This window comes from Bacillus sp. FDAARGOS_527 (genome assembly GCF_003812125.1).
GTDB lineage: Bacteria > Bacillota > Bacilli > Bacillales > Bacillaceae_G > Bacillus_A > Bacillus_A paranthracis.
The window spans coordinates 252164-277650 of sequence record NZ_CP033795.1; the positions used below are offsets into that span (position 1 = coordinate 252164).

The following is a 25487-nucleotide window of genomic DNA, read 5'->3' on the forward strand; positions in this document are numbered from 1 at the left end:
TCTTATGCTGCAAGTTCCAAAAATTGATCGATGAACTCTTTCTGATTTTTGACAGACTTGTCCCGTAAATCAACTTGTTCTTTTTTATCTGCTGTTATAAAGTTTAAAAACCTCTACATATAAGTAGAGGTTTTTAAATTGCATATTAATGAATTATACTTTTTCAGATAAACGAAGATCATAGAATACATACTTTTAACTAGATTTATTATTAGCTAGTTTATCCCCACCACCAAGCTCCGCCTCAATCTGCGAAGTTTTCGATGACTCTGCCATACGCCAATACGTAATAAAACTGATTGCGATACATCCAGCTACGTAGAAGTAGAATAGTGATTCCATTCCGATACTCTTTAGCCATAATGCGATGAACTCAGCTGTTCCTCCGAATATCGCAACTGTTAGGGCATATGGTAAACCTACGCCAAGTGCGCGAATTTCAGTTGGGAAGAGTTCTGCTTTTACAATTGCGTTAATCGATGTGTAACCAGTAACGATAATGAGGCCGACCATCATAAGTAAGAACGCCACGATTGGTTCTGTCGTTTTTTCCATAAAGAAGAAGATTGGTGCTGTTAGTAATGTTCCGAGAATACCGAATGCCATTAATAGTGGGCGTCGTCCAATTTTATCGGATAGTAGCCCCGCAATTGGTTGAAGCACAACGAAAATAAGTAGTGCGACAAAGTTAATCCAGCTTACAATTTCTTTAGGAAGACCGACTGTGTTTACCATGAATTTTTGTAAATATGTTGTGTACGTATAGAAGGCGACAGTGCCCCCAAGTGTTAGACCGACTACTGTTAATACTGCTTTCGGATGTTTCATAAGCGCGCGAACGGTTCCTGCACTTTCGCGTTTTTGTGATTTTACGTTTGCGAATTGCTCCGATTCATCCATCGTGCGGCGAAGCCATAATACAGCTACTGCGCCCATCGCTCCAATAATGAATGGAATACGCCATCCCCAAGCTTTCATATCTGGTTCGCTTAGTAATTGCTGAAGAACAATTTGAACGCCTAACGCAACCATTTGTCCAGCAACGAGCGTTACATATTGGAAGCTTGAATAAAAACCGCGGCGACCACTACTAGCCATTTCAGATAAATACGTTGCGGAAGTGCCGTATTCTCCGCCAAGCGATAATCCTTGTAGTAAACGAGCAAGAACTAAAATAATTGGTGCCATAATACCGATGCTTTCATAACTAGGTGTACAGGCGATAATGAAAGAACCACCGGCCATAACTGTAATCGAAAGTGTTAATGCTGCCCGGCGTCCGTGCCGATCTGCATAGCGTCCCATTAATAAACTGCCGATAGGGCGCATTAAAAATCCAACTGCGAAAATAGCTGCTGTGTTCAGTAACTGACTTGTTGGATCTCCTTTAGGAAAGAACTCTGCTGAGAAGTAAACAGCGAAGGCAGAGTAAACGTACCAGTCATACCATTCAATTAAATTGCCGACTGAACCTTTGAAAATATTGCCGGCGACTCGTTTTGAGTTTGCTTGAGCCATAATCATTCCTCCTCTTGCTTAGAAATAAAAGGTATATATGAAAGCGTGTTCATTGTAGTTGAATTGTACTGTCTACGGAATAAAATCTCAATATTATGACAATTTTATTCTTTTTGTACTTTATGTACATGGAGAGTTTTAATGGTTGCTTCATTATTCGTTTTGTCATAATAATAGAAAAAGGAGATTGATAGTTTCGAATATTTTATCAAAGGGTATGGGGTATGAAGAAATCACGCAAAGTGTCATTACAAACGAAAATAGTAAGCTTAATTATCGCGTTAATTTTATTTGTTGTTCTCCTATTAGCAGGAATATTTGTTTACATTCAGTCCGTTGATACGAAGCGCCAAGTGGAGCAGTTAGCACTGCAAACAGCTAAATCTCTATCTTTTATGCCAGCTATAAAAGAAGCTTTTCAAAATAATGAGCATAAAAGTACCATTCAATCTATTGCGGAACAAGTTCGTGAGCAAGCTGGTGCAGATACTGTCATTGTAGAAGATCGCTCTGGGGTTATGTATTCACATTCTAATTCTGAGTTGATTGGAACAAAGAGTAACAATCCATATAACTATGAAGCACTTACTTTTGGCGGTTATTATACGCTCGAAGGAAATGGTGTAAGTGGTCTGGCTTTAATGGCGAAAGCACCCATTATTGTTCATAACGGAGACTATGATCAAGTAGTAGGTGTTGTGACAGTGGAGTTTTTAATAAAAGGCATTGAATCTAACATATTGAGCAGAACGAAAGAAATTATACTCTTTTCTTTAGCTGTATTACTAGCTGGAATTGTTGGTGGCATTCTTTTAGCACGTAGTATTCGTAAAGATACACTCGGTTTAGAGCCGAATGAAATCGCAGCGCTATACCGGGAACGAAGTGCAATATTACTATCTATAAAAGAAGGAATTATTGCTATTGATCAAAATGGTTTTATTACGATGATGAACACATCAGCAGAGGAAATGCTTCATGTAAATGGTGATTATATGCAGCAGCACATTTCAAAAGTTTTACCTAATTTTAATATGGGGAGAGTGCTAGAAAACGATCAAGAAATCGCGTTTCAAGATAAAGTGTTTATTTTAAACATGACACCAATACTCGAAAATAATAATACGGTAGGCGTTGTATGTAGTTTTAGAGATAAAACTGAACTGCAAAATTTAGTGAATACAATATCTGAGGTAAGAAAGTATTCAGAGGACTTGCGTGCTCAAACGCATGAGTTTACAAATAAGCTTTTCGTCTTATCGGGATTATTGCAATTAGGGCATTACAAAGAAGCGATTGAATTTATTCAACAAGAATCTAATATTCATCAAAGCCAAAACCATATTTTATTCCATCAAATTCACGATGCGAAAGTACAAGCTATTTTATTAGGAAAAATCGGAACAGCGTCTGAGAAGAAAATTGATTTTCATATTGAAGGAGATAGTGCACTTCATCCGTTACCAGACCATATAAAAGTTTCGCACCTTATTACGATACTTGGAAACATAATCGACAATGCATTTGATGCGGTGAGTGAACGAGAGGAAAAGAATGTTTCCTTCTTCGTTACGGATATTGGGCACGATATTGTGTTTGAAGTGATAGATAGCGGAGTAGGAATACCAGCTGAAAAAATCACGACCATTTTTCAAAAAGGATTTTCAACGAAAGGAAACAATCGTGGTTACGGACTAGCAAATGTGAAAGAAATGGTAGATGTACTAGAAGGAACAATTGAAATTCAAAATGAGAAAAATGGGGGAGCTATTTTTACAATTTACCTTCCGAAAACATTGAAAGAAAGTACATGACAAACAGGGGGATGGGCATATGTTGAAGGTTGCAATTGCAGAAGATGATTTCCGCGTAGCGCAAATTCAGGAAGAGTTTTTATTAAAAATAAAGGACGTAAAAGTGATCGGAAAAGCATTAAACGCAAAAGAAACGATGGAACTACTACAAAGGGAAGAAATCGATTTGCTTTTATTAGATAATTATTTACCAGATGGAATTGGAACAGACTTATTGCCGAAAATCCATGCTGACTTTCCAAACGTTGATGTCATTATGGTTACTGCGGCGAATGAAAACCATATGCTAGAAAAAGCAATTCGAAACGGCGTAAGCAACTACCTTATAAAACCGGTCACATTAGAAAAGTTCGTTCGCACAATTGAAGACTATAAAAGAAAGAAGCAACTATTACATAGTAGCAATGAAGTAAATCAAGCAATCATTGATAACTTTTTTGGCACTTCACAAACACAAGACATAAAAAACTTACCAACAGGTGTCGATCCGTTAACACTGCAAAAAGTGAAAGGAATTATAAAAGGGTTCGACGAGGGCATTACAATAGAAGAAATGGGGGAGCAAATGGGGGCCTCCAGAACAACCGCAAGAAGATATTTAGAATACTTAGTGGCGACAAACGAGTGCACAGTAGAATACACATACGGAATAATTGGACGACCAGAACGAAAATATCGAATAGGACGAGGGCTATGAAAAAACGATTATTACTATGTATATGGATCATGACAGGAGTAATAGTTGGTTGTTCCTCAGAAAAATCCCATACGAATAAAGTGAACATCGACAAATTAGAAATCGTTGCACCGAACGTTCAAGGGGCAGGCTGGGACTTAACAGCGCGGGCGATGCAAAAAACGCTCGCAGAAGAAAAAATCTTCACAAAACCAATCACAGTCACAAACAAAGTAGGTGGCAGTGGTGACGTCGGATGGAAATATACGAAACAAAAAGGCGGTCACGTGCTGGCGATTAACTCAAGCTTACTCATAACGAACAACCTACTAGGCCACAGTAAACTAACATATAAAGACTTCACGCCGCTCGCGCTACTAGCATCAGACTGGGAAGTCGTTGTCGTATCAAAAGACTCAAACATAGAAAACGCAAACGAACTAATGGAACAACTAAAACAAAACAAGAAAAACTTCAACATCGGAGTTGCCCCAGGCTTAGGAAACGACGATCACCTATCCTTCGTACAAGTAAGCAAAGCCTTCGGCATAAACCCAGCCGAACTACAATTCTTCGTCTACGAAAACAAAGAAAAAATCATAAACGCCCTAACGAACAAACAAATAAACGCCGCAACCATGACCCTATCTGAAGCCGAAAAACAATACAAATCCGGCAAAATAAAAATACTAGCCGTATCCGCACCAAAACGACTAGATCGACTACCAGAAATCCCAACATGGAAAGAACAAGGAATCAACGTCATATTCCAGCACTGGAAAGGAATTATGGGCCCAAAAGATATGACGGAGGAAGAGGTTGCTTATTGGGATAGCATTATTAAGAAGATGGTTGAGAGTGATAGTTGGAAGGGGATTTTGAGGGAGCGGGGTTGGGAGAGTTTTTATAAGGGGAGTGGGGAGACGAGGGGGTTTTTGGAGGAGAGTAGTGGGTGGTATGGGGGGATGGTTGGTGGAGATAGAGGAGATAAGTAATTTTAGTGCTTTGTACTTATAAAATATCGATATCACTCTTAGTATATACATTTATATAAAAATTTCCCTTTATAAAAATAATACGTTATTATAATTTTATAAGTTAAGATAGAAAGGGAAATAAAATGGATGTTAATAATATAGAGTTACCAAAATCACTAAAAGAAGTACTTTGGGACGGGTGGATACTCCTTGGTGTCGTATTTGTTGTATGTACCTTGCTAGTAATTATTAGATCTTATATACCAGATGATATGCTACCTATCATTAAAGGTGCTATAGCATTAGTTATTTTAGGTGGGATATTTTATATAGGTTATTAAAGTAATTATTATGGTTTATGAGTGAAAAGGAGTTAAGATGGCTAAGCGAAAGAAAAAGCAAGATGAATCGATATTGGGATCTTTACTAGTTATGACGTTTTTCGGGGTGTTGTGGAAACCGGAATTTTTAGTACCGATAATAATGGTATCGGCAGCAATTATATTATTATATATGTATGTGAATGTAAAAAAGCTAAGAGAACTTCGGCAATCAGGAATTTATGATATCGATAAAATGAGCGGACACCAGTTTGAAAAATATTTAGGACGTCTATTTCAGGCTTTGGGTTATAAAACAGAGGTTACTAGAGCATCTAACGATTTTGGTGCAGATTTAATTTTGAGAAAAAATGATAGAAGAATTATTGTACAGGCAAAACGCTATAAGAATAACGTTGGAATTAAATCTGTTCAGGAGATTGTTGGTGCAAAAGAATTTTATAAAGCTGATGAAACATGGGTTGTTACAAATAGTGAATTTACAGCTGCAGCATACAAACTCGCTAAAGTGAATCGAGTTGTATTAATTAATCGAGAGAAACTTATTAAGTTAATTAGTCAGGGCAAACGAGAAAAGAGAAATTAGTGATACAAAAGGTTAGGTATAGACTTATGGAAAAGGCACTATGAAAAGTGTCTTTTTGTTTTGGATATAGAAAAATAATCCAGAAAACTTATATTTTAGTATATAATTTAAAATTAGAATGGCGTGTAATAATAAAAGAGAACTTTTGATCATTTTTTATTATTATAAATTATTTATTTATATATATTTATATTTAATTTATATAAATGTAAAACGCACATAATATTAAAAAAGAGGGGATTCTTGTGAGTTTACATATTATACCGAATGATTTGCCGAGCTTAACTCCAGGTGAGAGAAAAGTACTTGAAAAGGTTCGGTCTTTATATAAAGATGTGCAAAGAGAAGCGTATTTATATATTCAGCCAAGAATTAGACATTTAGAACCAGATTTTATTTTAATTGATTCACAAAGAGGTGTAACAATCTTTGAAGTGAAGGATTGGGAACTTTCTTACATTAGTAGAGCGGATAGAAGAAAAATAAATTTAGCAGATGGGAAACTGGTAGATAATCCGTTTTGTAAAGCTAACTTATATCATACTGCAGCACAGAGATTATTTAGTTTGCAAGATGTTTTAAAAAATGAACGGAATGAATTAAAGTTTAAATTACATACTAACGTTATATTTCCGTATCTTCATTCTAATAAGATTGAAGAGAGTGGATTAGATCAAGTATTTAATCAGCCACCAGCGCAGTGTATTTCATCTGACATGTTAAGTGCAGTAAATATAAATCAATTATTTAAAAATGAATTTAGTTTTGTAGAAGAAGATGAAATTATTGCAATACGAACACTATTATTTCCAGAAATTAAGGTTAGTTGTAGCGATAATCAAATCAGTACAAAAGAATTAATTACAGCACTAGATGCAGAGCAAGAGCGTTTCGCGAAGCGTGTACCGTACGGACACTATATGGTAACTGGAGTTCCAGGTAGTGGAAAAACAGTTTTATTGCTAGCTCGTGCAATTCATCTAGTACGTGAACATCCAGAATGGAAAATAAAAATATTAACGTATAATAGGTCGTTAAAAACAAAAATTGAAAACAAATTGAATTCCTTAGCAGCTGATCTTGCCTTTATGAATGTGCGCTTGGAGAATATAGACGTTAGCACTTTTCATAAATTTGCGCTAGATACAGCAAGTATATGTGTACCCCCAAAAAATACAGTGAAGTGGTGGAATGAAGAATTGCCGGAAGTAGCTATACAGCGAGCGCAATCATCATATGATGCTGTTTTAGTGGACGAATACCAAGACTTTCTAGATGATTGGATTCGATTATGTGTGAAGTCTTGTAAAGAACATACTTATGTTAATAATCAAAAGGAAACTGTTACTGGGATAAATTTATTTTTAGCAGGAGATAGACTACAGAGCATTTATAATAACTCAGATCATAGTTGGAAGAGCTTAGGTATTGATATGCGCGGGAGAAGTTCTTTATTAAAGAAATCTTATCGTGCCGGTAGTCAACATATAGATTTAGCCCTTAATTTCTTGAAACAAGAAAAGAAATTGGAAGAGGAAGTAAATAAATTTTATTGTCCAATGAGTGAACTATCTTTTGAGAACGAAATGAAAGATGGAGTTAGTTTTATTGAAGGATCATATGAAGATATTAGTAATAAAGTTTACGAGCTTATTAAGCGCGAGGGCTATAAGCCAGAAGATATATTGATTTTATGTAGAGAGCGAAAAGATTGTGAGAGTATACAGGAAAAACTAAATCATGAAATACGTCAAAAAGTAAAAGTTACAAAAAATATTACTGAAGGACATTTAATTATAACGACATATCATTCATCAAAAGGTCTTGAGGCACCAATTGTATTTTTAGTTGATGTAGACAAGTTTGAGAGAATGCAGATCGAACAAAATGATATTAAACTACGTAAGCTATTATATGTAGGCATGACAAGATCATCTGAGCATTTATACATTCATGCTGGAAGTTATGATAAACCGTCCTTTGGACAAGTATTAAGGAACGAAATATCTTGAGGGTATCCTTGAAAATCTAAAGAGGAGTATAATTGAACTGAATGTTAAAACATTAAAGGTGTAGGACGGGGGAATTATGATGATACATACTTTAGTAAGGGGACAAAAGATAGACGTTACTAATAATCATCCGGAGATTAGAGGTTTACTGGTAGATTTAACTTGGAATGCCCCGATGAATATGGATGTAGATGCATCAGCTTTTTTAGTAGGGTTTAATAGGAAAATTACTAAAGAAGAAGATTTCGTTTTCTATGGACAACCTTATTCTAGTTGTCGATCTGTTCAATTGAATCAAAATGAAACAAATGGAAGTAAACAAAGATTTTCGATAGATTTTACTCATATAAAAGATGAGGTACAAAAGATTGTCTTTTCGATTACAATTCATAATGCGGAAGAGAAGAAACAGGCGTTACGAGATGTTTCCCATATTCAATTGAAAATAAGTAACGCACAATCAGGTTTAGAAATTATTCATTTTCCTATTACATATCCATTTACAGATGAAAGTGCCATTATTGTTGGAGAGCTATATCGACATGGAGGAGGATGGAAGTTCAATCCTATTGGAGCTGGCTATTTTGGAGGGTTAGCTGCATTGTGTACAAATTTTGGAATAGAAATCGCAGAAGATGAAAAACAATTTACTCCTCCTGTAGAGAAGAAAATAGTTCCTACTAAGCCTCCAGTACAAAAAACTATTAACGCAGTGAAGGTTGAATTGAAGAAAAAACAATCTATCAATATACAAAAATCTAAAATGGTAACAGCTACTTTAGAGTGGGAAACAAATAAAGATTTAGACTTATATTGTTTTTACGTAACAACGAATGGAGAGATAGGAAAGGTTTATTATAAAAATCTAGGTTCGTCTAAAGTGTCGCCGTATATTGTGCTGGATGGTGATTCGCAACAACCAGGAAAAGAAACAATTCGTATTTATCGACCAGAAGCTTTAAAATATGTTTTATTTGCTGCGTATAGTGCTGTTGGAAATGGTGTAGGAAGTTTTTATTCTATGAGAGCAAAAGCTGTTGTCGATAATCATATGGGAAGCGTTGTAACAGCACCGTTATTAGAAATAAATGACCATGCTTATTGGGTGTGCATTGCTCATATTGATTTCACCAATTCAAATGAGATGAAAATTTCACACGTAGAAAGTTACTCAAAAGACCATTCAGAGGCTTCACCACTATTGTACGAGAATGGAAAATTCCGAATGGATGTTGGGCCGATTGAATTTAAAAATGAAGAGGATTATCAGAAGTATTTTAAATAGTAGAGTAGAAAATCATACATTAAATTGTATGATTTTTCTTTTATACATAGTTTGGTAAAATAGTAGTAATTGTAATTAATTGTAACGGTGGGGATGAAAATGTTGGAGCAACTCATAATTGAATTAGCTAAAACAACGAAGCAGGTTGAAGATATAAAAGGTGATAAAACTTATTGGATTATAAACAAGGATGATAAAGGATTAGATGTTCAAACTAAAACTTCAAGTGGACAATATGCAAAAGAAGAACCATCTTATTTTAACGTGAGTTTTGAGCTTCTTAAGAATGCTTGGGGAAAGATTATCGCTATGCGTACGGTAAAGAGTAAAGATTTCGGACAAGTGAGTGAATGTAATGCTTTCTTATTAGCCTTCTTTTCACAGCTGCCATTTGTGAATGTAATGGAATCAGGAGCTATTACATTTAAAGAATTCAAAACCGATAACCTACCAAGTGAAAAATATGATAAAGTCATGCTCTTTTTAGAAGAGATAATGAATGGTACATATAATCCAAGTACGTTACGTGAACAAACGGATGAGAATTTATATAGAGTAAAATCGAATGCACGCCAAGATTTGAGATTATTGGGATTTTTGAATGAATCTCATGAAATGAATCAGCTTTTATTAAATGAATATGTTCAATCGGAAGATAAGAATGCTTATATAGCACAGCTAGTTTTAAGGCAGGAATATTTCCGTCATGCTTTATTTGTTCTTGGATTGTTAGAGAAGTATTCAAAGGATGAAAAGAAAGAAGCTTTAGTAGGTTTGGGAATGACGATTGTTCGAAATTCTTTAGGTGATAATCTAATGGTTGAATCGGTAGCGAAGAGGCGTACCGGTAACTTACTAGATTGGCTTGAACAAGTAGGGCTAATTAATGGTGAATGGATTCCTGTTGAACAATATGCAAAAGACGATGGAGAAAAGGGCGGTAGTATGGACAGTAATTTGCGTGAAAAGTTTTTAACGGTTCTGAATGAGTATTTACAGGCAAGAACAGAAAGATTTGCGGGGCATAAAATGGGATCGTTTGTTAGGAATGAAATGACAACGGAAATAACGAGATTACCATTTATTGATCATAGTCAGTATGTTGTTACAGGGTCAGTGGGACAAGGGAATTGGGCTGCTGTTCCATGGCTTGCGATTATGAATAAAGATATTACGACATCTACGCAGAGAGGTTATTATATCGTTTATTTGTTTAGTGAAGATATGGAGCGATTATATTTAACGCTGGCGCAAGGTGTGACAGAAACGACTAAAGAAGAGATGCAAAAAATTAAAGAAGAGATTCGTGAACAAATACATATGTCCCAAAAGGTGAAAAAAGATGATGAGATTTTCCTAGGAACAAGCTCAAAAGCAAAAGGATATGCGAATTCAACAGCGGCTTATATTGCGTACGATGTTAATAAAATGCCAAGTGAAAAAGAGTTAGTAGAGGACCTAGAAGAAATGCTTCGCTATTATGAGGGGTTCATAGCTTATAAAGAGGAAGGAACGAAATATGAAATGATTTATGAAAGGAAAGAAGTGTATTTAGATCAACAATCAATTATCGATCATGTGTCTTCTTATATTCAAAGTAAAGGTTTCTTTTATGAGAAAAATGATCTTGTTAATTTCTTCCTTTCGTTAAAGACGAAGCCATTTGTGATTTTATCAGGTATTTCAGGTACAGGGAAAACGAAAATTGTTCAGTGGTTTGCGGAAAGTTTAGGAGCAACGGAAGAGAATGGACAATTTACACTTATCCCGGTTCGACCTGATTGGAGTGATAGCTCTGATTTACTCGGTTATGTGAACCTTCAAGGCGAGTTTCAAGAAAGACCGTTAATTAAAGTTCTTGAAAATGCAGATGCAAATCCAAATAGACCTTATTTTGTAGTGTTGGACGAGATGAATTTAGCTCGAGTGGAATACTACTTTAGTGATTTCTTAAGTGTAATTGAAAGTCGTAAATGGAAAGATGGAAAAATTGTTACGTCACCAGTTATTCCAGAATCGATTACTAATAAGCACATTACGATTCCATCAAATGTATATATTATCGGAACGGTAAATATGGATGAAACGACACATCCGTTAAGTAAGAAAGTATTAGATCGTGCGAATACAATTGAGTTTAATACCGTTAACTTAGATTATTTTAATTTCTTAATGGATGTAGAAGAGAAGGAAGCTGAAATTGTTTCTGATAGCTCTTTAGCGACCAAGTATCTTCATTTAAAAGAATGCTTTAAAGAAAACGAAGATCTTGTGAGAAATATATCGAACATTTTAATAGAAGTAAATAAAACACTTGAAACAGTTGGAGCTCAAGTTGGGTATCGTATACGAGATGAAATCTGTTTCTATATGGCATATAACGAACAAGGAAAGTTATTGTCATTCGATGAAGCACTTGATTATCAAATATATCAAAAGATTTTACCGCGTCTTGCAGGGAGCGATGGACGAACAGAAGAGGTATTAAAGCAGTTGTATGTATTATGTGCAAATGAAGAATATGATAGTGGCAATAATGACGCTTCATATGCTAAGTATCCTCGTTCAGCTAACAAGCTGTCTCATATGTTAAGGAGGTTCGAGTATGATGGTTTCACCTCTTTCTGGATCTAATAATGAGATAGAGCTAGTTAAGATTGAAACAGAGGAACTATCATTGACGATTAAAGGAAATCCTTATCATGAAAAATATGAGAGTCTAAAAGAATATCACGCTATGAACGCGGATGAAATGATGTATTTTCATGTAGATGGGAAGGTAGAATCTGTATCTGTATCTGTATTTGATGCGAGATTGCAGAGGTTAGATGAAGGGAACGAACACCCGCCAATCTTTTTTGAAAATAGAAGTTATCAGCTTGTTGTTGTTCCGAAAAATAACAAGCAGCTCTCTTTTTATCATGAACATCCAGGATTTCGAAAACAAGTTAGTTCTATTCAAATGGGATCACTTCATGTGTTAATGGGGAATCTTTCGTTTCCGAATGAAGTAGGAAATACAACGTTTGAAATTAAAGACGAGCAAGATACTTTATTAACTGTTACATTTGAAGTTTTCCCGACAAAACTTGATTATAAGGATGATTACAGAGCTTTATTAGATGAAGTAAATGATGAAATTTATAATTTAGCATTTCATTTACTAAAGAGAACTTATTTAGGAGCATCTGCAATTTACGCTACAAATCCATCGAAGAGTGAATTTTATCGTATTTTAAGTGATTCCTTTGAGCGATTTATGAAGTCAATCTCTCATATTAAAAGACAACCGCATCATACGCTTATGACTAGACATCAACTAGTACGAGGAGAAAAAATTCGTAAATTGGATTCTGTCGGAATGAATTATTTACGAAAGCGACCACACTTGCTGCAAGGAGAAAATAATATACCGACTAAAGGCATTACAGCTTATAAGGAAGTTTCTTATGATACGCTGGAAAATCGATTTGTTAAATGGATGATTCAAAGAGTCGTACATAAAATAGATGATTTACTTAAGGCGCTAGAGCCAAAGTCTAGATATACAAGTGGTGTAACGGATGAAGATTTATTAGAACGTGTAAAAAATATGAAGTATCGAATGAAAAATGAATTGAACGATCCATTTTGGAGAGGAATCGGAAAATTAGATCGCTCAGTTTTTTCACTCGTTATCCAAATGGCTGCAGGCTATAGAGATGCGTATCAAATCTTCTTAATGCTATCGCGAGGTTTAACGTTACGAGGACAAATTTTCAAAATGTCAGTAAAAGATGTGGCTAGATTATATGAATACTGGACATATTTAAAACTTGGACAAATTTTATCAAAGAAATATATACCGCTTCATCAAGATGTTATTCAAGTTAAGCAAGATGGTTTATACGTAACACTTGATGAAAGTAAAACTGCCAAAAGAACGTTTAAGCATCCAGAAACAGATGAGACAATCGAACTTTACTTCCAAAAAAGAAACGGTCGACTGCCAACAGTTACACAAAAGCCAGATACGATGCTCGCTATAGAGAAAAAGGGAAAGAGTTATCAATACCAATACATTTTTGATGCGAAATATCGAATTGATTTTGCTGAAATATCTCATTATAAAGGGAAGTATGGCGCTCCTGGCCCAATGGAAGAAGACATTAATACAATGCACCGTTACAGAGACGCACTAGTAATAGAAGAAGAAGGACCATTTGAACGAACAGCTTACGGAGCATACGTATTATTCCCATGGAACCAAGAGGAAGTGTACGAGACCCATCCATTTTATAAAAGTATTGAAAAAGTAAATATCGGTGGCTTCCCGTTCTTACCAAACGCGACAAGATTAGTAGAACAATTTCTAGATCGTCTCATTGAAAAAAGCCCAGAAGAAATTATAAGAGAAGGCATTCTTCCAAGAGGAACAAAAGAAGAATGGCACTCTTCATTAGAAGAAAAAGTATTAGTAGGCAGTGTGAAAACTGAAAGTGACTATGAAACATATAGAAAGAATGGCGTATATCGGCTACCAGTTACACAACTAAAACCAGGATGGCAAGAAGCAAAGTACATAGCATTATATGCACCGAAAAAATGGCACGGAGAAAAAGGTGGCATTCAATATGTAGCCAAAATTAAACACATTCAAATGCAACAAAACGATGATTATGTACATTTCGAACTAGAGCCATGGAAAAAACTAGACCACCTCATCCGCCCAGTAGGATATGGCATTCAAACATATACAATAACAACTATGTCGTTGTTAAAAGAAGTACAAGAACTCCCAGAACTATTTATGAAATCAAAAGAAGAACGAACTCTTTGGAAAACACTGCGCCGTTTTACGAAGCAAGTTAAGGTTGAGCTGGATCATCGCAATTTAGATGAAGCATCTTCTATTAAGAGTTATTATGTGCAGGATGTTCAGATTTGGGTTGATTATGAGAATGTGGTTGTTATGTTGGGGAGAGATGGGCGAGTTAAGGAAGTTCCTTTGGAGTTGGTTATTGGGAGGGGATCGGTGTTGTTTAGGGAGGTTTTAGAGGTACTAAATGTTAGGGAGTAGTAAAAGGGGATTAAATAATGAATAAGAGACCAAATTTATTTTCACATGGAACAAGTGAGTTGTCGCAAGATGCTTTTATTTGTTGGCTAGCAGAGTGGGCGAATCCAGTCTATAAAGAAACCGATGAATGCTTATATGAAGCTGGTATAGATTTTATTAGAAGAATATATGACTTACATAAAAAGAACTTTCCAGCCGCTATTAAAGAAATTAAGATTACAAAACAATTCAAAGGTTTAGATATACTCATTGAAATTAACGGTAATCAGGCTATTTTAATTGAAGATAAAACGTATACAAAAGAACATTCTAATCAATTGAAGCGTTATTATGAAGATGTAATGAAATTTAAAAAATATGAAGAAAATGACCTGTTGCCCATTTATTATAAAATAGGTAATCAAAGTGATTACTCAGCGGTAATTGATGCAAAGTATATGTTGTTTACAAGAAAACAAATGCTTGAATTTTTACAAGAGAATATAGATAGAGGAGTTCAAGATCAAATATTTTTAGACTACTATTTTTATTTAAGAGAAATAGATCAAAAATATGATTCATATAAGACACTTCCATTAAGCGAATGGAAAGGTGAAGCTTGGGAAGGATTTTATGAGGAGTTAAAGCAACGTGGGATCGAAGGCCAATATGGATATGTAGCTAATCCGAATGGTGGATTCTATGCCTTATGGTGGAATGAACAAGAAGATAATAATTGTAAGCAGTATTTGCAGTTAGAAGAAGGACGTTTATGTTTTAAAATACATGTTGCTGATAAGGATAGAAGAAAAGAACTTAGGGATAAGTGGAGTAAGGCGCTAATCGAACGAAGTCATAATTATTCTTTTAATGTAGAGAAACCTAGGTTTGGTAATGGGCGATATATGACTGTTGCTGTGGTGAGGGATTATAGAGTGGAGGATGGACAAGGGAGAATTGATATTTTGGGAACGATGGAAGTTTTAGGGGAAATAGAGAAATTTTTAAAAATGATAAATGTAATTGTGAAATAGATTAGATAAATATTAGTCGGATAAATTGTAAATAACGGGGATATGAAATTTTAAATGATGACCTCCACCCTTTCAAGGTGGCGCTCTCCCTGCTGAGCTACTGGAGAAACATTGATTTAAAGGTGTTTTTACGGGTTTGTATAAACGGAATTCTATTAAAAAAGCAGTGATTTTTGCAAGCTATGTGACCAGTTCGTGACCACAAAATTATGTGCTTAGCTGTCTGTATAATGGTAAGGGGAATGAGGAGACCCATTCCTTTTTTTGATGTAGAGGAGGGATAATTTCCACAATTAGAGGAGGACTTGTGGAGAGAAGAGGCATAGGTTGGTTCAGACACATGGTATGGAAATGTTGAGTGTCCGAGAAAGAAATATGAGAGCGTGGAAGCTGAAAAAGAAACTTGACAATAGAAGGACAGAAATCGAAGAGATTTTAAATCTTGTTGATAATAAGAATTAATTAACATCAGAAGTTGATAAGCTAGGAAAAGATGTTGGGGCTAAGAAAGTCGAGATTAATATGATTTACATCCCAATAAAAACAATTAAACTGTATGAATTAATTAATTAATTAATTCATTGATTTATAACAGACACAAAAAGGAGAATTATCGTGAAAACAAAAAAATGGACAATTTGGGGAATTATCTTTTATATCCATTCAGCAGTATTACTTTTCTTAGGATTTGATAGACTCGGAGGATATCAAAATTCTGAAACATATACCGATTCGAATAAATATGCCTACGTAGGCGGAGATGCGTATAATTATATTATCAATACAAATGTACTTACAGGTTTCTTTGTACTTAGTGCGTCATTCTTTGTAGCAGGTACGATGTTAATAGCAACTGGTTCAATTTTAAGAGCTATCAAGGAAAAGTAAGTGGAGAACAAATACTTGAACCGCCAATAACACTAGATAATTAAAAATGGACTTCCTTCGGGAGGTCTTTTTTTTTATCGTTACCTTTGATTCTATGAAGCAGGACATGACTTACGGGATAGTACAGATTCAACTCTCTGCTCATTACAAGGAGAAGAATGAAGCCTCTAGAATTGTCTGCTAAAGGGTTGTTACAGTTAGAACTTGAGGAAAGAAAAAGAACCACTCTGCCGACCAAGCCGATGGGATGGATATTAGTGACTGCGGAGAAAAGGTAAAGCAGCTTATAGAGGAGCATCTTGCGGCAGTAGGTATTAATGTTGTTCATGAGTCAATTGATATTCTTTCGAATCGATTTGAAAAACAGATAGAGGAAACGAAGACACCAGAAGGTAAAGCGGCTGAAATGGAACATGCCATTCGTCATGAAATACGAGTTAAGTTGGAAGAGAATCCAGTCTACTATACATCTTTAAAAGAACGGCTTGAAGAACTACTTCAACGACGCAAAGACCGCCAGATGAATATCGACGAGTTGTTCGCAGAATATCGTAATATGGTGAATGACATGCGAAATACAGCCCAAAAAGGTGAAGAACAAGGCTTTACCCGTGAACAATATCCATTTTATCAAATGCTGGAGAAAGAAATGCCGCAATATGATGAAGCAGAGGATTTGAAAGCATTAACGCATCTTATAACGGACATCATTCAGCAGGAAGTAGATATAGTGGAATGGACGACTAAAGAAGATGTGAAACGTGAAATGCGAAAGAAGATTAAGAAGCAGCTCCGTGTAAGTCCTTGTCCAAAAGAAAAATTGGAGAGTCTAACACAGCAATTGATTGACTTAGCAACAGTGCATTATAGGAAATAGCATCAGTAACGAAAATAAGCCATCTTTCTTGAGATGGCTTTCCTTCTATTCCAGTGTTAAAGTAGGTCCGTTTACACGTAACCAATCTTTACGTTGTTCATAGTCGGGGAGGATAGAGCGCACAAAGTTCCAGTAGTCATTACTGTGATTCATATATCTTAAATGAGCCAATTCATGCACGAGTACGTAGTCTATAATAGACATTGGTGACATGATAATTCTCCAGTTTAAATAAATGTTACCTTCAGATGTACAAGAACCCCAACGCATTCTCTGCTCCTTAAGTTGCACATCATTAAGTGTAACGCCCATCTTAGCACAATACAGCTCTAAACGTGACTGTACCTTCGCTTTACCGTGTTCAAGATACCGAGCTTTGAACAAGTCTAGCAATTGTTGTCTCTTCTCTTTTTCGTCTAATCCCACTGGAACGGTTGCGATGAATTTACCTCTTACAAAATTTAACTGAACTTTTTGTAGACCTTCTTCTCTATATACTTTTAATCGATAGTTTCGTCCTAAATAAGCAAATTTTTCACCGCTAACAAATTTTTTTGGAAAAGGAGGCTCAGTTATCTCATTCACTTCTTTTAGCTTCTGGAAGATAGTAGGTGCTTTCTTTCGCACAATATCCTCAATTTGTTCGTCGGTAATACCTGTAGGGACTACGAGTCGAGTGCTTTCCATCCATTCAACAATAATAGATACGTCTTTTTTATCGTCGGCATATTCGATGTCATACTCAATAGCTGTAGTTCCATATTGAAAAGTCGGCATATTATAACTCCTTCCCATGCATATCATTATTTTACGGATAGGAACACATTGTGACAACTGTAATTGCAATTGTAATTTTTACTAGGTGTTGTTTTGTATGCTTGTATGCATCAGCATAATTGAGCGTTATAGGTGGTTATGAGAGGATGGCGTATTATATCAGGAGTGAAAAGGTGAGGGGGATTTTCAAATATAGATGGGGACTATTATGAGAAATAGGAGTTGTAATTTGGTATAACTTAGCGACAGAATTAATAGAAGGAAATAATATGGAATACGGTCACAATAGATTTCTACCCGGCGGCTAGAGTTAGAGGTGTAAGTAAAGGTGCTGAAGGAGAAAGGCTATGTAGCATATATGAAGAGGAATTCATTGATATAAAAATAGATTATCCACAATTCACATAGCTGTTTTAAAAGAGTGAAGCATTGGTCATTGTAGAGGTGCATGATATTCAAAATACAGAGAAAAATATATATTGAATATTCTATAAAAAATCTAGGAGAAAATATAGATATATGAGGATTGGAAGGTATATAATTCTAGTTAAGTAGAATTTATCTAGAAGGTGGAATTGAACATGGAGAGCTTTTTTGAAGTTATAGATTATCACAATCTTTCTAAAACACGGCTACGGGAAGAGGTAGGGAAGATGTCACTATCTCAGATTGGAGATATTGCTGAATCGCTATCAGAAACTGTTAAGGCGTCAACATCCCACCAGATGAAGCGTGAAGATATGTTTGATTTGTATCTAGGTGGTTCTTTGAATGGGAGTAGTGATTTTGGTTGCAGGAATTTGTCTTGTCGCTTAGATACTTTAAAGAAAGCAGGAGCATTTAGTGTGCTTTATTCAAATAAAGCCTATATTCCAGATTACTTTAACTCTTATCACCATCTAGTGGGAAAATTAGATGAATCTCAAATGAAACAAAGATTTTTTGATGATCTAATTGTTATAAATGAACTTAGAGGTGCTTTTGAGAAGGGGAAACTGGAACTATTTCATCTAGACCTTTGTCCTACCTGTGCTTCTGTATCATTAGCTGGATTTGATAACATATTTACTAAGGAGTATATTGAGGAACTGACAGACTTTTATTTGGATAATCTTGAAGCTGAAGTTAGGTTTTATAGGGGTGGAAAGCTTTTAAAGATTGAAGATAAATCACAATCCCTATTAGACCATGAGGGGATATTCAGGAATGATAAAATATTACAGAACGTCCCTGATGGAAAAGTTGGCAGAGAGGTTTTGAAGGAGATTGGCCTTGTTAAAAAGCTGATTATGAAAGAATTATCAGTGTTAAAGTTTCACTATGCAAATTCGAGTTACTTAGGAACTCCATTACTCACTGATAGGAATGCGCATGACAAGTTTTTAAGTCAAGTAAATATTCAAAATGAGTATAGTAAATATAATTCAGTTATGCAGCAACTACACCTTGAAACTCCAATTGTTGAAAATGTATCTATTGACAGCATAATTAGGCTCAAAGAAGCAGAAGAGGATGCTTTTGAAAATTATAAAATCACTCTTAAGAAATCAATACAATCATTTGTAAAAGAGAAAGATAGTATTACATCAGAGATGATTCAAGAATTCTATAATGATAATATTGCTTCAGAATTAATAAATCTTAACAGGAAGATGCGGAATAGTAAATCATTAGCGACTAAAAAAACTTTAGGTGGTGCACTTATCACGGGTGTAGCTTTAGGAGTAGGTCTTACTACTCAATTTGTGTCACCTACAGTCCTTCAAACCTTAGGTTTGTTCACCTTCTTAGGAACAACTGGAACTTCAGCTATTGATATGTTTCAAACTCCAAATGATATAAAGAATAGTAACTACTACTTTTTATGGAAATTGCAAAATTCAAAATAGTCATTTGTTAATAATAAGGAGAAAATATAGAATTACGATGTATAAATAGTTACTTAACGACATTATGAGGGTCTAATTATGGTGAAAAGTGACCAATATACATAATCAAGAAAAAACTAGATGCCTCAAGGATTGAGTACCGCAAAACATGGCTATAAGCTATCGGCCTGGAGTCAGAATTCCTGTTAGGGCATGAAAAAAGACAATGCATGTGCATTGTCTTTTTTGTTTGAAATAGTATTTTAATACGTAAGTTGGCAGACTAGGTGAAAATCTAAATTACAGTTAAGGAAAGCGTTTGTTCACAGCCTCAAGAGGATATTGGAACTCTCTTGAGCATACAATAGATTTGGAATTCATTGTGTGGAATGAACATAAAGTATAATCGTTCTTGAAAGCTGCGCATGATAGTAGATATTCTATTATCTTTCATATGGCCCTTGTAAATGGAATGAGACAGGGCGAATTGTTAGGCTTGCGATGGAAAGATGTTGATTTAGACAAGGGACATTTAACCATTAGTCGAACGTTAAGTCATGACGGGAGGACGTTCTTGCTTGGAGGAAAAACAAAATCAAGTTTAAGAAAGATACTATTGCCTACATCAACAGTAGCAAAGCTAAAAAAGCATAGAGCAGTCATATTGAAAGAAAAACTGAGTAAAGGTCTAATTTTATCTATATTAGTGTTACTAATTTATATATAATCCCCTTGCACCTCCCCCAACGTCACCCCCTAACCTAAAGAAGACAAAATAAAAAGGGGGGACCAAACTACTCATGAAAATCACCACAAAAGAAAAAAGAAACACCATCATCATGCTAATACTCTCAGCCGCAATAGGAATCTTTTCACCACTACTCATGTACATTACACTGGCACGGAAAAATGAGGTGTACAAATACCATTGCCGAAAGGCTTTCAACTTTCATTTGTTAATTTTTCTTCTATTTAATATTAGTTCGCGTGTTAGTGATGTTTTGTTTTGGCTTGTGTTTGCCTTTGAGGTCGTTCAAGTGATTTTTGTTGCGTGGAAAGTAATACGCGACGAACCATATCGCTATTTCATTCGAATACCGTTATTTAAAGAAGATAAGTATGCGGTGGAAGGAGAATAGGTGATGAAACAAGAAGTGGAGATAAGGGGAAAGCGACTTTTGGTTATGATTGCAGTGTTGTTTATTGCGATTTATATTGTTTTACGAAAAAGAAAGTATGAGTGCTTTTATGATGGTATTAGTGAGTATGAAAAACGTTATGGAGATAATGTTCCTTTTGTATTGCTTGTCGTAGGTTTGTTTCAATATTGTAGGCAGAATGAGATGAGTTTTTCTCATATGCTTCAGTATGTGAAAGAGAAGTTATCGGAGTAGGTGATGATATGGCGTGGATGATTAGTGAGTTTGCAAGTGTTGGGGATGTTACGGTGCGGACGCTTCGTTATTATGACAAGATTAATTTATTAAAGCCGAGCGATTATACTGAAGGTGGGCATCGGTTATATACGAAAGATGATCTGTATGTGTTGCAGCAAATTCAATCGTTTAAGCATCTCGGTTTTTCGCTTGGGGAGATTCAAAATATTATATTACAGCGGAATGTAGAGATTGAAGATTTTTTAAGACAAATGCATTTTCAAAGGGAATTGCTTTTGGCAGAGCAAGAAAGAATTACGAAAGTACTTTCGCATATGGATGAGATGACGAAGAAGTTTCAAAGGGAAGAACGAGTGGATGTCGCTTTGTTTTCTTCATTTTTGCAAACATTCATATGGGAGAAAGAAAATAAGGAATGGCTAGGGGAACACTTTTCAACGGATAGTGTTCGAGCGTTTTATAATAATAAGGAACTAAAAGAAAAGTTTGAACAGCGATTTATGGATGTGATAGGGAAGTTGAAAAAATATAAGGTAGGAGAGAAAGATCCGGGTCATCAAGACGTTCAAGTTACCTTGAAGGAATTTTTCAATGTAATAGAAGAGGTAATGAACTATCTGGATACATCTCAAAGTGATGTAGAGGATATAATTAAACAATCAAATTTTCCATTATCCGAATTCCCAACCCTTTTCACAACTGAAGAAGAAAACTATATAAAAGAAGCAATGAAGCAGTTTAACAACTAGTTAAACTGCTTTTCCATTATAATAGAAGAAAAACCAAACGGAGGAAACCCACATGCCAACCTACAACAAACTAATCCGAAACAAAATCCCACAAATAATAAAATCCAACGGAAAAACACCCACAACAAGAATTCTACCCGAAGAAGAATACATAAAAGAAATCTGCAAAAAAACAGAAGAAGAACTAACCGAATATCTAGAAGCAACAACAAAGGAACATAAACTCGAAGAACTATCCGATCTACTAGAACTAATAAACGCCCTAGCCGAACACGAAGGCACAACACTAGAAGAAATCAACAACATCCGTAAAAAGAAAGCAGAAGAAAGAGGCGGCTTCTCAGATCGAATCTTCCTAATCGAAGTAACCGATAACTAGCCCCTCCTAAGCCCCTTACAAGCCCCTACCAAGTAATAAATCACTAAGAAAAAACATAACAAAACAAAAACACCAACAAACACCGGAGTAGGAGTCGAAAAAATTTTTGAAATAACACGCCAAAAACCCAGCCCTCCTTCCTATATATAGTACAAAGAGGAAATTTTCATTTTTGAATTAGGACGGGAGGAATTGGGATGGCGGTGTATCGTACTGTGCAGGTGAATTTTTGGCAGGATGATTTTGTTTTGGATTTGACGCCGGAGGAGCGGTATTTTTATGTGTACTTATTAACTTGTTCGAAGACGACGCAATGCGGGATTTTTCCTTTTCCGAAGCGGTTAGCTGAGATGGAGACGGGTTATAATCGGGAGACTGTTGATAAGCTTGTGCAGCGCTTTGTTGATTATGGAAAGATTCTTTATGATGCGGATACGCGGGAGTTATTCGTTTTGAATTGGCTTCGTTATAATCCGGTAACAAATACGAATGTGGAGAAGTGTGTGCTTCGTGAGCTGAAGGGTGTGAAGAATAAGGAGTTTGTACATATGTTTCTTCAGAAGTGCGTGGAGGAGGAGCTGAATGTTCCGATGCTTTTAGCACATTTCGGTATGCCTGGTGATTTGGCTGTGGATGATGTTGATCCAGTTTGTGAGGAGGCAGAGGAAGAAGAGGAAGAAGAGGTTGTTCAGGAAGAGACGGGAAGTAAGGTGTTCACGTTTTATGAGCAACATTTTGGTAGTTTGTCTCCTTTTACGGTGGAGGAATTGAATGCATGGATGAATGATTTGTCAGAGGAGCTTGTGCTGAAGGCTCTTCAAATTTCGTATGAGAATAAAAATCGGAAGATGGCTTATGTGAAGGGGATTTTGCGTGGTTGGTACGGGAAAGGGTTTACGAAAGTGTCTGAGGTTGAGGCGGATGCTGCGAATTTCCGGAAGAAGGGGTCGTCTGTTAGTACGGGGGAGACGGAGGAGTTTTTGGCGAGGTGTGAGGAGTGGGAGAAGAATACGCCGTCTGAGGAAGAGTTGCAGCGCTTTTTAGCGGAGCGCGGGTGGCGTCCATGAGTATTCAAAATGTGGAGGCGGAAAAGACGGTGTTAGGCTCTCTATTACTTGATGGAGAGCTTATTAAGGAGTGCCGTTTGACGGAGCAGTATTTTTCTATGCCGGTGCATAAGTCTATATTTCAGTTAATGCGAAAGATGGAAGATGAGGGGCAACCGATTGATCTTGTGACGTTCACTTCTAGAGTGGATCCGAAGTTTTTGAAGGGGATCGGGGGAATGGAGTATTTTATAGGGTTAATGGATGGTGTGCCTACTACTAGCAACTTCTCTTATTATGAGGGGCTTGTTCGAGGTGCCTGGAAAATGTATCAGGCTGGTGTTCTTGGGCACAAGATGGGAGAGCGTCTTATTGCGGAGAAGAATGAGAAAATTATTGGTGAGACGATTACGGCACTTTGTGAGTTAGAGGAGAAGGACTGTGTATGTGAGTTTGATTTGAAGGATGCGCTAGTTGATTTATATGAAGAGCTTCATCAAGATGCGAAAGAGATTACTGGTATTGAGACTGGTTATACATCGCTAAATAAAATGACGTGCGGATTGCAGGAAGGTGATTTTGTTGTTCTTGGTGCGCGTCCTTCTATGGGAAAGACTGCGTTTGCGTTAAATGTTGGACTGCATGCGGCGAAGTCTGGAGCGGCGGTTGGATTGTTTTCATTAGAGATGAGTAGTAAGCAATTGTTAAAAAGGATGGCATCTTGCATAGGTGAAGTGTCAGGAGGTAGGCTCAAAAATCCGAAGCACCGTTTTGCGATGGAAGACTGGGAAAGGGTGAGTAAGGCGTTTGCGGAGATTGGTGAGTTACCTCTTGAGATTTACGACAATGCAGGGGTTACGGTGCAAGATATTTGGATGCAAACTCGTAAGTTAAAGAGGAAGCACGGTGATAAAAAGATTTTAATTATTGTAGATTATTTGCAGCTTATTACGGGCGATCCGAAGCATAAGGGCAATCGTTTTCAAGAGATTAGTGAGATTTCTCGTAAACTTAAGTTATTAGCACGTGAGTTAAATGTTTGTGTAGTAGCATTATCGCAATTGTCTCGTTCAGTAGAGTCGCGTCAAGATAAGCGCCCTCTTTTATCTGATTTAAGAGAGACAGGACAAATTGAGCAAGATGCGGATGTCATTATGCTTATGTATCGCGAAGATTATTACGATAAGGAAACGAAGCAGAAAGAGATGACGGAGATTCATGTGGCGAAGCATCGGAATGGGCCTGTGGGTAGTTTTAAGCTGCGGTTTATGAAGGAGTTTGGTCGGTTTGTGGAGGGGAAATAGTGAAAAGACTTGAGTATTACTTTGCATATAAAATAAAGCATAAGTTTTCCACTGTATTCACTTATGCTTTATTTTTTGAATATGTTTCTTATTTCCCCATAAAGAAAGATCGTCTCTCCGCAGTAATCCATTGCTCCAAGTCATCTTGGCTACGTCGGACAAGTCGATTCACTAAAACATCATGCCATACATAATCCTCTAATAAGTATATATGAACGGGGTCATCTGTATAAAAAGCAATATTACGCTCTTCAAGTGATGGGCCATAAATCATTTCTTTAGAATCTATTGATAAAATAAACCAATGCCCTGTAGAGAGGGTTTCTGTATAAGTTGTTATACGATGGGCTTCTAGATTTTTAATAGGATTTTCAACATGCAAGGTAATGCCTTGTACTGTGACTTTATCAGCTACCTCAGCTAGGTCCTCTTTTAACGCTTCATACATTTCATCCCACATCGAAATGACAATACGTCGTTCTGCTTTTTTTATTAATGTTTGACAGTAGCTAATGATTGTTTGATTGTCTTTTAAAGTAATGACTCGATTATCCGTTTTTTCCTCGGAAGTTTCTAGTTTTTTTAATGAATCGCTAATTCCTTCATAAGTAGACTGCCATTCTGATTGAGCCTTCTGTAAAAAGATTTCAACGGGTAGGGGTGAATAGCGAGTGGTGTCATTTATTTCTTCCTTCATGACAATTCCTTTTTCTACAAGGTTACCTAAAATCTCATAAATTCGCGCTCTAGGGACACCCGAATCTTTACTCACTTGGTAGGCTGTGACAGGCCCCTGTTTAACAAGAGATACATAAGATTTAGCTTCATATTCATTAAAACCCATTTTTTTAAGCTGTTGCACTATGTAGTCCACTTTTTTGTCCTCCGATGTTTGCTGTTATATTTCAACGTTACAATAAC

22 protein-coding genes and 1 pseudogene are annotated in these 25487 nt (G+C 36.1%); 20 read left to right on the top strand and 3 right to left on the bottom strand.

Going from position 1 to position 25487, the window contains the following annotated elements; all coding sequences use genetic code 11:
• Positions 1 to 195: 195 nt before the first annotated feature.
• Positions 196 to 1518 (bottom strand): MFS transporter, encoded by a 1323-nt coding sequence (locus EGX95_RS03565; protein ID WP_000035889.1) that lies wholly within the window; start codon positions 1516 to 1518, stop codon positions 196 to 198.
• Between the two features lie 224 nt (positions 1519 to 1742).
• Here EGX95_RS03565 and EGX95_RS03570 point away from each other — a divergent pair, with 224 nt between their 5' ends.
• The 12 genes from EGX95_RS03570 to EGX95_RS03625 all read left to right on the top strand — a co-directional run bounded on the left by EGX95_RS03570 (position 1743) and on the right by EGX95_RS03625 (position 17046).
• The gene (locus EGX95_RS03570) at positions 1743 to 3332 is read left to right on the top strand and encodes an ATP-binding protein (RefSeq protein WP_000749637.1); all 1590 of its coding nucleotides are present in this window, start codon (positions 1743 to 1745) and stop codon (positions 3330 to 3332) included.
• Between the two features lie 19 nt (positions 3333 to 3351).
• Complete coding sequence (locus EGX95_RS03575) at positions 3352 to 4029, top strand: response regulator (RefSeq protein ID WP_000921524.1); 678 nt, start codon at positions 3352 to 3354, stop codon at positions 4027 to 4029.
• On the top strand, positions 4026 to 5003 hold the full coding sequence (locus EGX95_RS03580) for a tripartite tricarboxylate transporter substrate binding protein (RefSeq protein ID WP_000746666.1): 978 nt from the start codon (positions 4026 to 4028) through the stop codon (positions 5001 to 5003). The genes EGX95_RS03575 and EGX95_RS03580 overlap by 4 nt, the downstream gene beginning before the upstream one ends.
• A gap of 125 nt (positions 5004 to 5128) precedes the next feature.
• Complete coding sequence (locus EGX95_RS03585) at positions 5129 to 5326, top strand: hypothetical protein (RefSeq protein WP_000383011.1); 198 nt, start codon at positions 5129 to 5131, stop codon at positions 5324 to 5326.
• A 37-nt stretch (positions 5327 to 5363) separates the two neighbouring features.
• Positions 5364 to 5912, top strand: coding sequence for a restriction endonuclease (locus EGX95_RS03590; RefSeq protein ID WP_001129146.1), 549 nt, complete (start codon positions 5364 to 5366; stop codon positions 5910 to 5912).
• Between the two features lie 245 nt (positions 5913 to 6157).
• Positions 6158 to 7924, top strand: a complete 1767-nt coding sequence (locus tag EGX95_RS03595) for a UvrD-helicase domain-containing protein (RefSeq protein WP_000052105.1) — start codon at positions 6158 to 6160, stop codon at positions 7922 to 7924.
• Between the two features lie 79 nt (positions 7925 to 8003).
• Complete coding sequence (locus EGX95_RS03600) at positions 8004 to 9209, top strand: TerD family protein (protein WP_000582016.1); 1206 nt, start codon at positions 8004 to 8006, stop codon at positions 9207 to 9209.
• A gap of 99 nt (positions 9210 to 9308) precedes the next feature.
• Positions 9309 to 11843 (top strand): MrcB family domain-containing protein, encoded by a 2535-nt coding sequence (locus EGX95_RS03605; protein WP_000893110.1) that lies wholly within the window; start codon positions 9309 to 9311, stop codon positions 11841 to 11843.
• The gene (locus tag EGX95_RS03610) at positions 11818 to 14268 is read left to right on the top strand and encodes a restriction endonuclease-like protein (protein WP_002080981.1); all 2451 of its coding nucleotides are present in this window, start codon (positions 11818 to 11820) and stop codon (positions 14266 to 14268) included. The genes EGX95_RS03605 and EGX95_RS03610 overlap by 26 nt, the downstream gene beginning before the upstream one ends.
• Before the next feature lie 17 nt (positions 14269 to 14285).
• Positions 14286 to 15281 carry a PD-(D/E)XK nuclease family protein gene (locus EGX95_RS03615; RefSeq protein WP_001042632.1) on the top strand — a complete coding sequence of 332 codons (996 nt, stop codon included), beginning with the start codon at positions 14286 to 14288 and terminating at the stop codon, positions 15279 to 15281.
• Between the two features lie 615 nt (positions 15282 to 15896).
• The gene (locus EGX95_RS03620; protein ID WP_000850455.1) at positions 15897 to 16169 is read left to right on the top strand and encodes a hypothetical protein; all 273 of its coding nucleotides are present in this window, start codon (positions 15897 to 15899) and stop codon (positions 16167 to 16169) included.
• Positions 16170 to 16416: 247 nt separating this feature from the next.
• On the top strand, positions 16417 to 17046 hold the full coding sequence (locus EGX95_RS03625) for a type I restriction enzyme endonuclease domain-containing protein (protein ID WP_000355000.1): 630 nt from the start codon (positions 16417 to 16419) through the stop codon (positions 17044 to 17046).
• A 45-nt stretch (positions 17047 to 17091) separates the two neighbouring features.
• Here the strand turns inward: EGX95_RS03625 and EGX95_RS03630 are convergent, their stop codons facing one another.
• Positions 17092 to 17823: a M48 family metallopeptidase gene (locus tag EGX95_RS03630; RefSeq protein WP_001141936.1), complete on the bottom strand. Its 732-nt coding sequence runs from the start codon at positions 17821 to 17823 to the stop codon at positions 17092 to 17094.
• A gap of 581 nt (positions 17824 to 18404) precedes the next feature.
• Between EGX95_RS03630 and EGX95_RS03635 the strand changes: the two genes are divergently transcribed.
• From EGX95_RS03635 to dnaB, 8 genes and pseudogenes are all read left to right on the top strand, one after another.
• Entirely contained in the window at positions 18405 to 19712 is a 1308-nt protein-coding gene (locus EGX95_RS03635) for a hypothetical protein (protein ID WP_000443291.1), read from the top strand.
• A 325-nt stretch (positions 19713 to 20037) separates the two neighbouring features.
• Positions 20038 to 20379 (top strand): annotated as a pseudogene (locus EGX95_RS03640) (tyrosine-type recombinase/integrase); the annotation flags it as partial.
• Between the two features lie 112 nt (positions 20380 to 20491).
• Complete coding sequence (locus tag EGX95_RS03645; protein ID WP_000705661.1) at positions 20492 to 20830, top strand: magnetosome magnetite crystal formation protein family; 339 nt, start codon at positions 20492 to 20494, stop codon at positions 20828 to 20830.
• A gap of 3 nt (positions 20831 to 20833) precedes the next feature.
• Entirely contained in the window at positions 20834 to 21085 is a 252-nt protein-coding gene (locus EGX95_RS03650) for a hypothetical protein (protein ID WP_000808325.1), read from the top strand.
• Between the two features lie 8 nt (positions 21086 to 21093).
• Positions 21094 to 21837: a MerR family transcriptional regulator gene (locus EGX95_RS03655; RefSeq protein WP_000312442.1), complete on the top strand. Its 744-nt coding sequence runs from the start codon at positions 21094 to 21096 to the stop codon at positions 21835 to 21837.
• A gap of 52 nt (positions 21838 to 21889) precedes the next feature.
• Positions 21890 to 22216, top strand: coding sequence for a nucleoside triphosphate pyrophosphohydrolase (locus tag EGX95_RS03660; protein ID WP_001143679.1), 327 nt, complete (start codon positions 21890 to 21892; stop codon positions 22214 to 22216).
• Between the two features lie 197 nt (positions 22217 to 22413).
• Entirely contained in the window at positions 22414 to 23283 is an 870-nt protein-coding gene (locus tag EGX95_RS03670) for a DnaD domain-containing protein (protein ID WP_063246572.1), read from the top strand.
• Positions 23280 to 24566 (top strand): replicative DNA helicase, encoded by a 1287-nt coding sequence (dnaB, locus tag EGX95_RS03675; protein ID WP_000027334.1) that lies wholly within the window; start codon positions 23280 to 23282, stop codon positions 24564 to 24566. Before EGX95_RS03670 ends, dnaB begins: the two co-directional genes overlap by 4 nt.
• 88 nt (positions 24567 to 24654) lie before the next feature.
• Here the strand turns inward: dnaB and EGX95_RS03680 are convergent, their stop codons facing one another.
• Positions 24655 to 25440, bottom strand: coding sequence for a TrmB family transcriptional regulator (locus tag EGX95_RS03680; RefSeq protein ID WP_000384631.1), 786 nt, complete (start codon positions 25438 to 25440; stop codon positions 24655 to 24657).
• Positions 25441 to 25487: the final 47 nt, after the last annotated feature.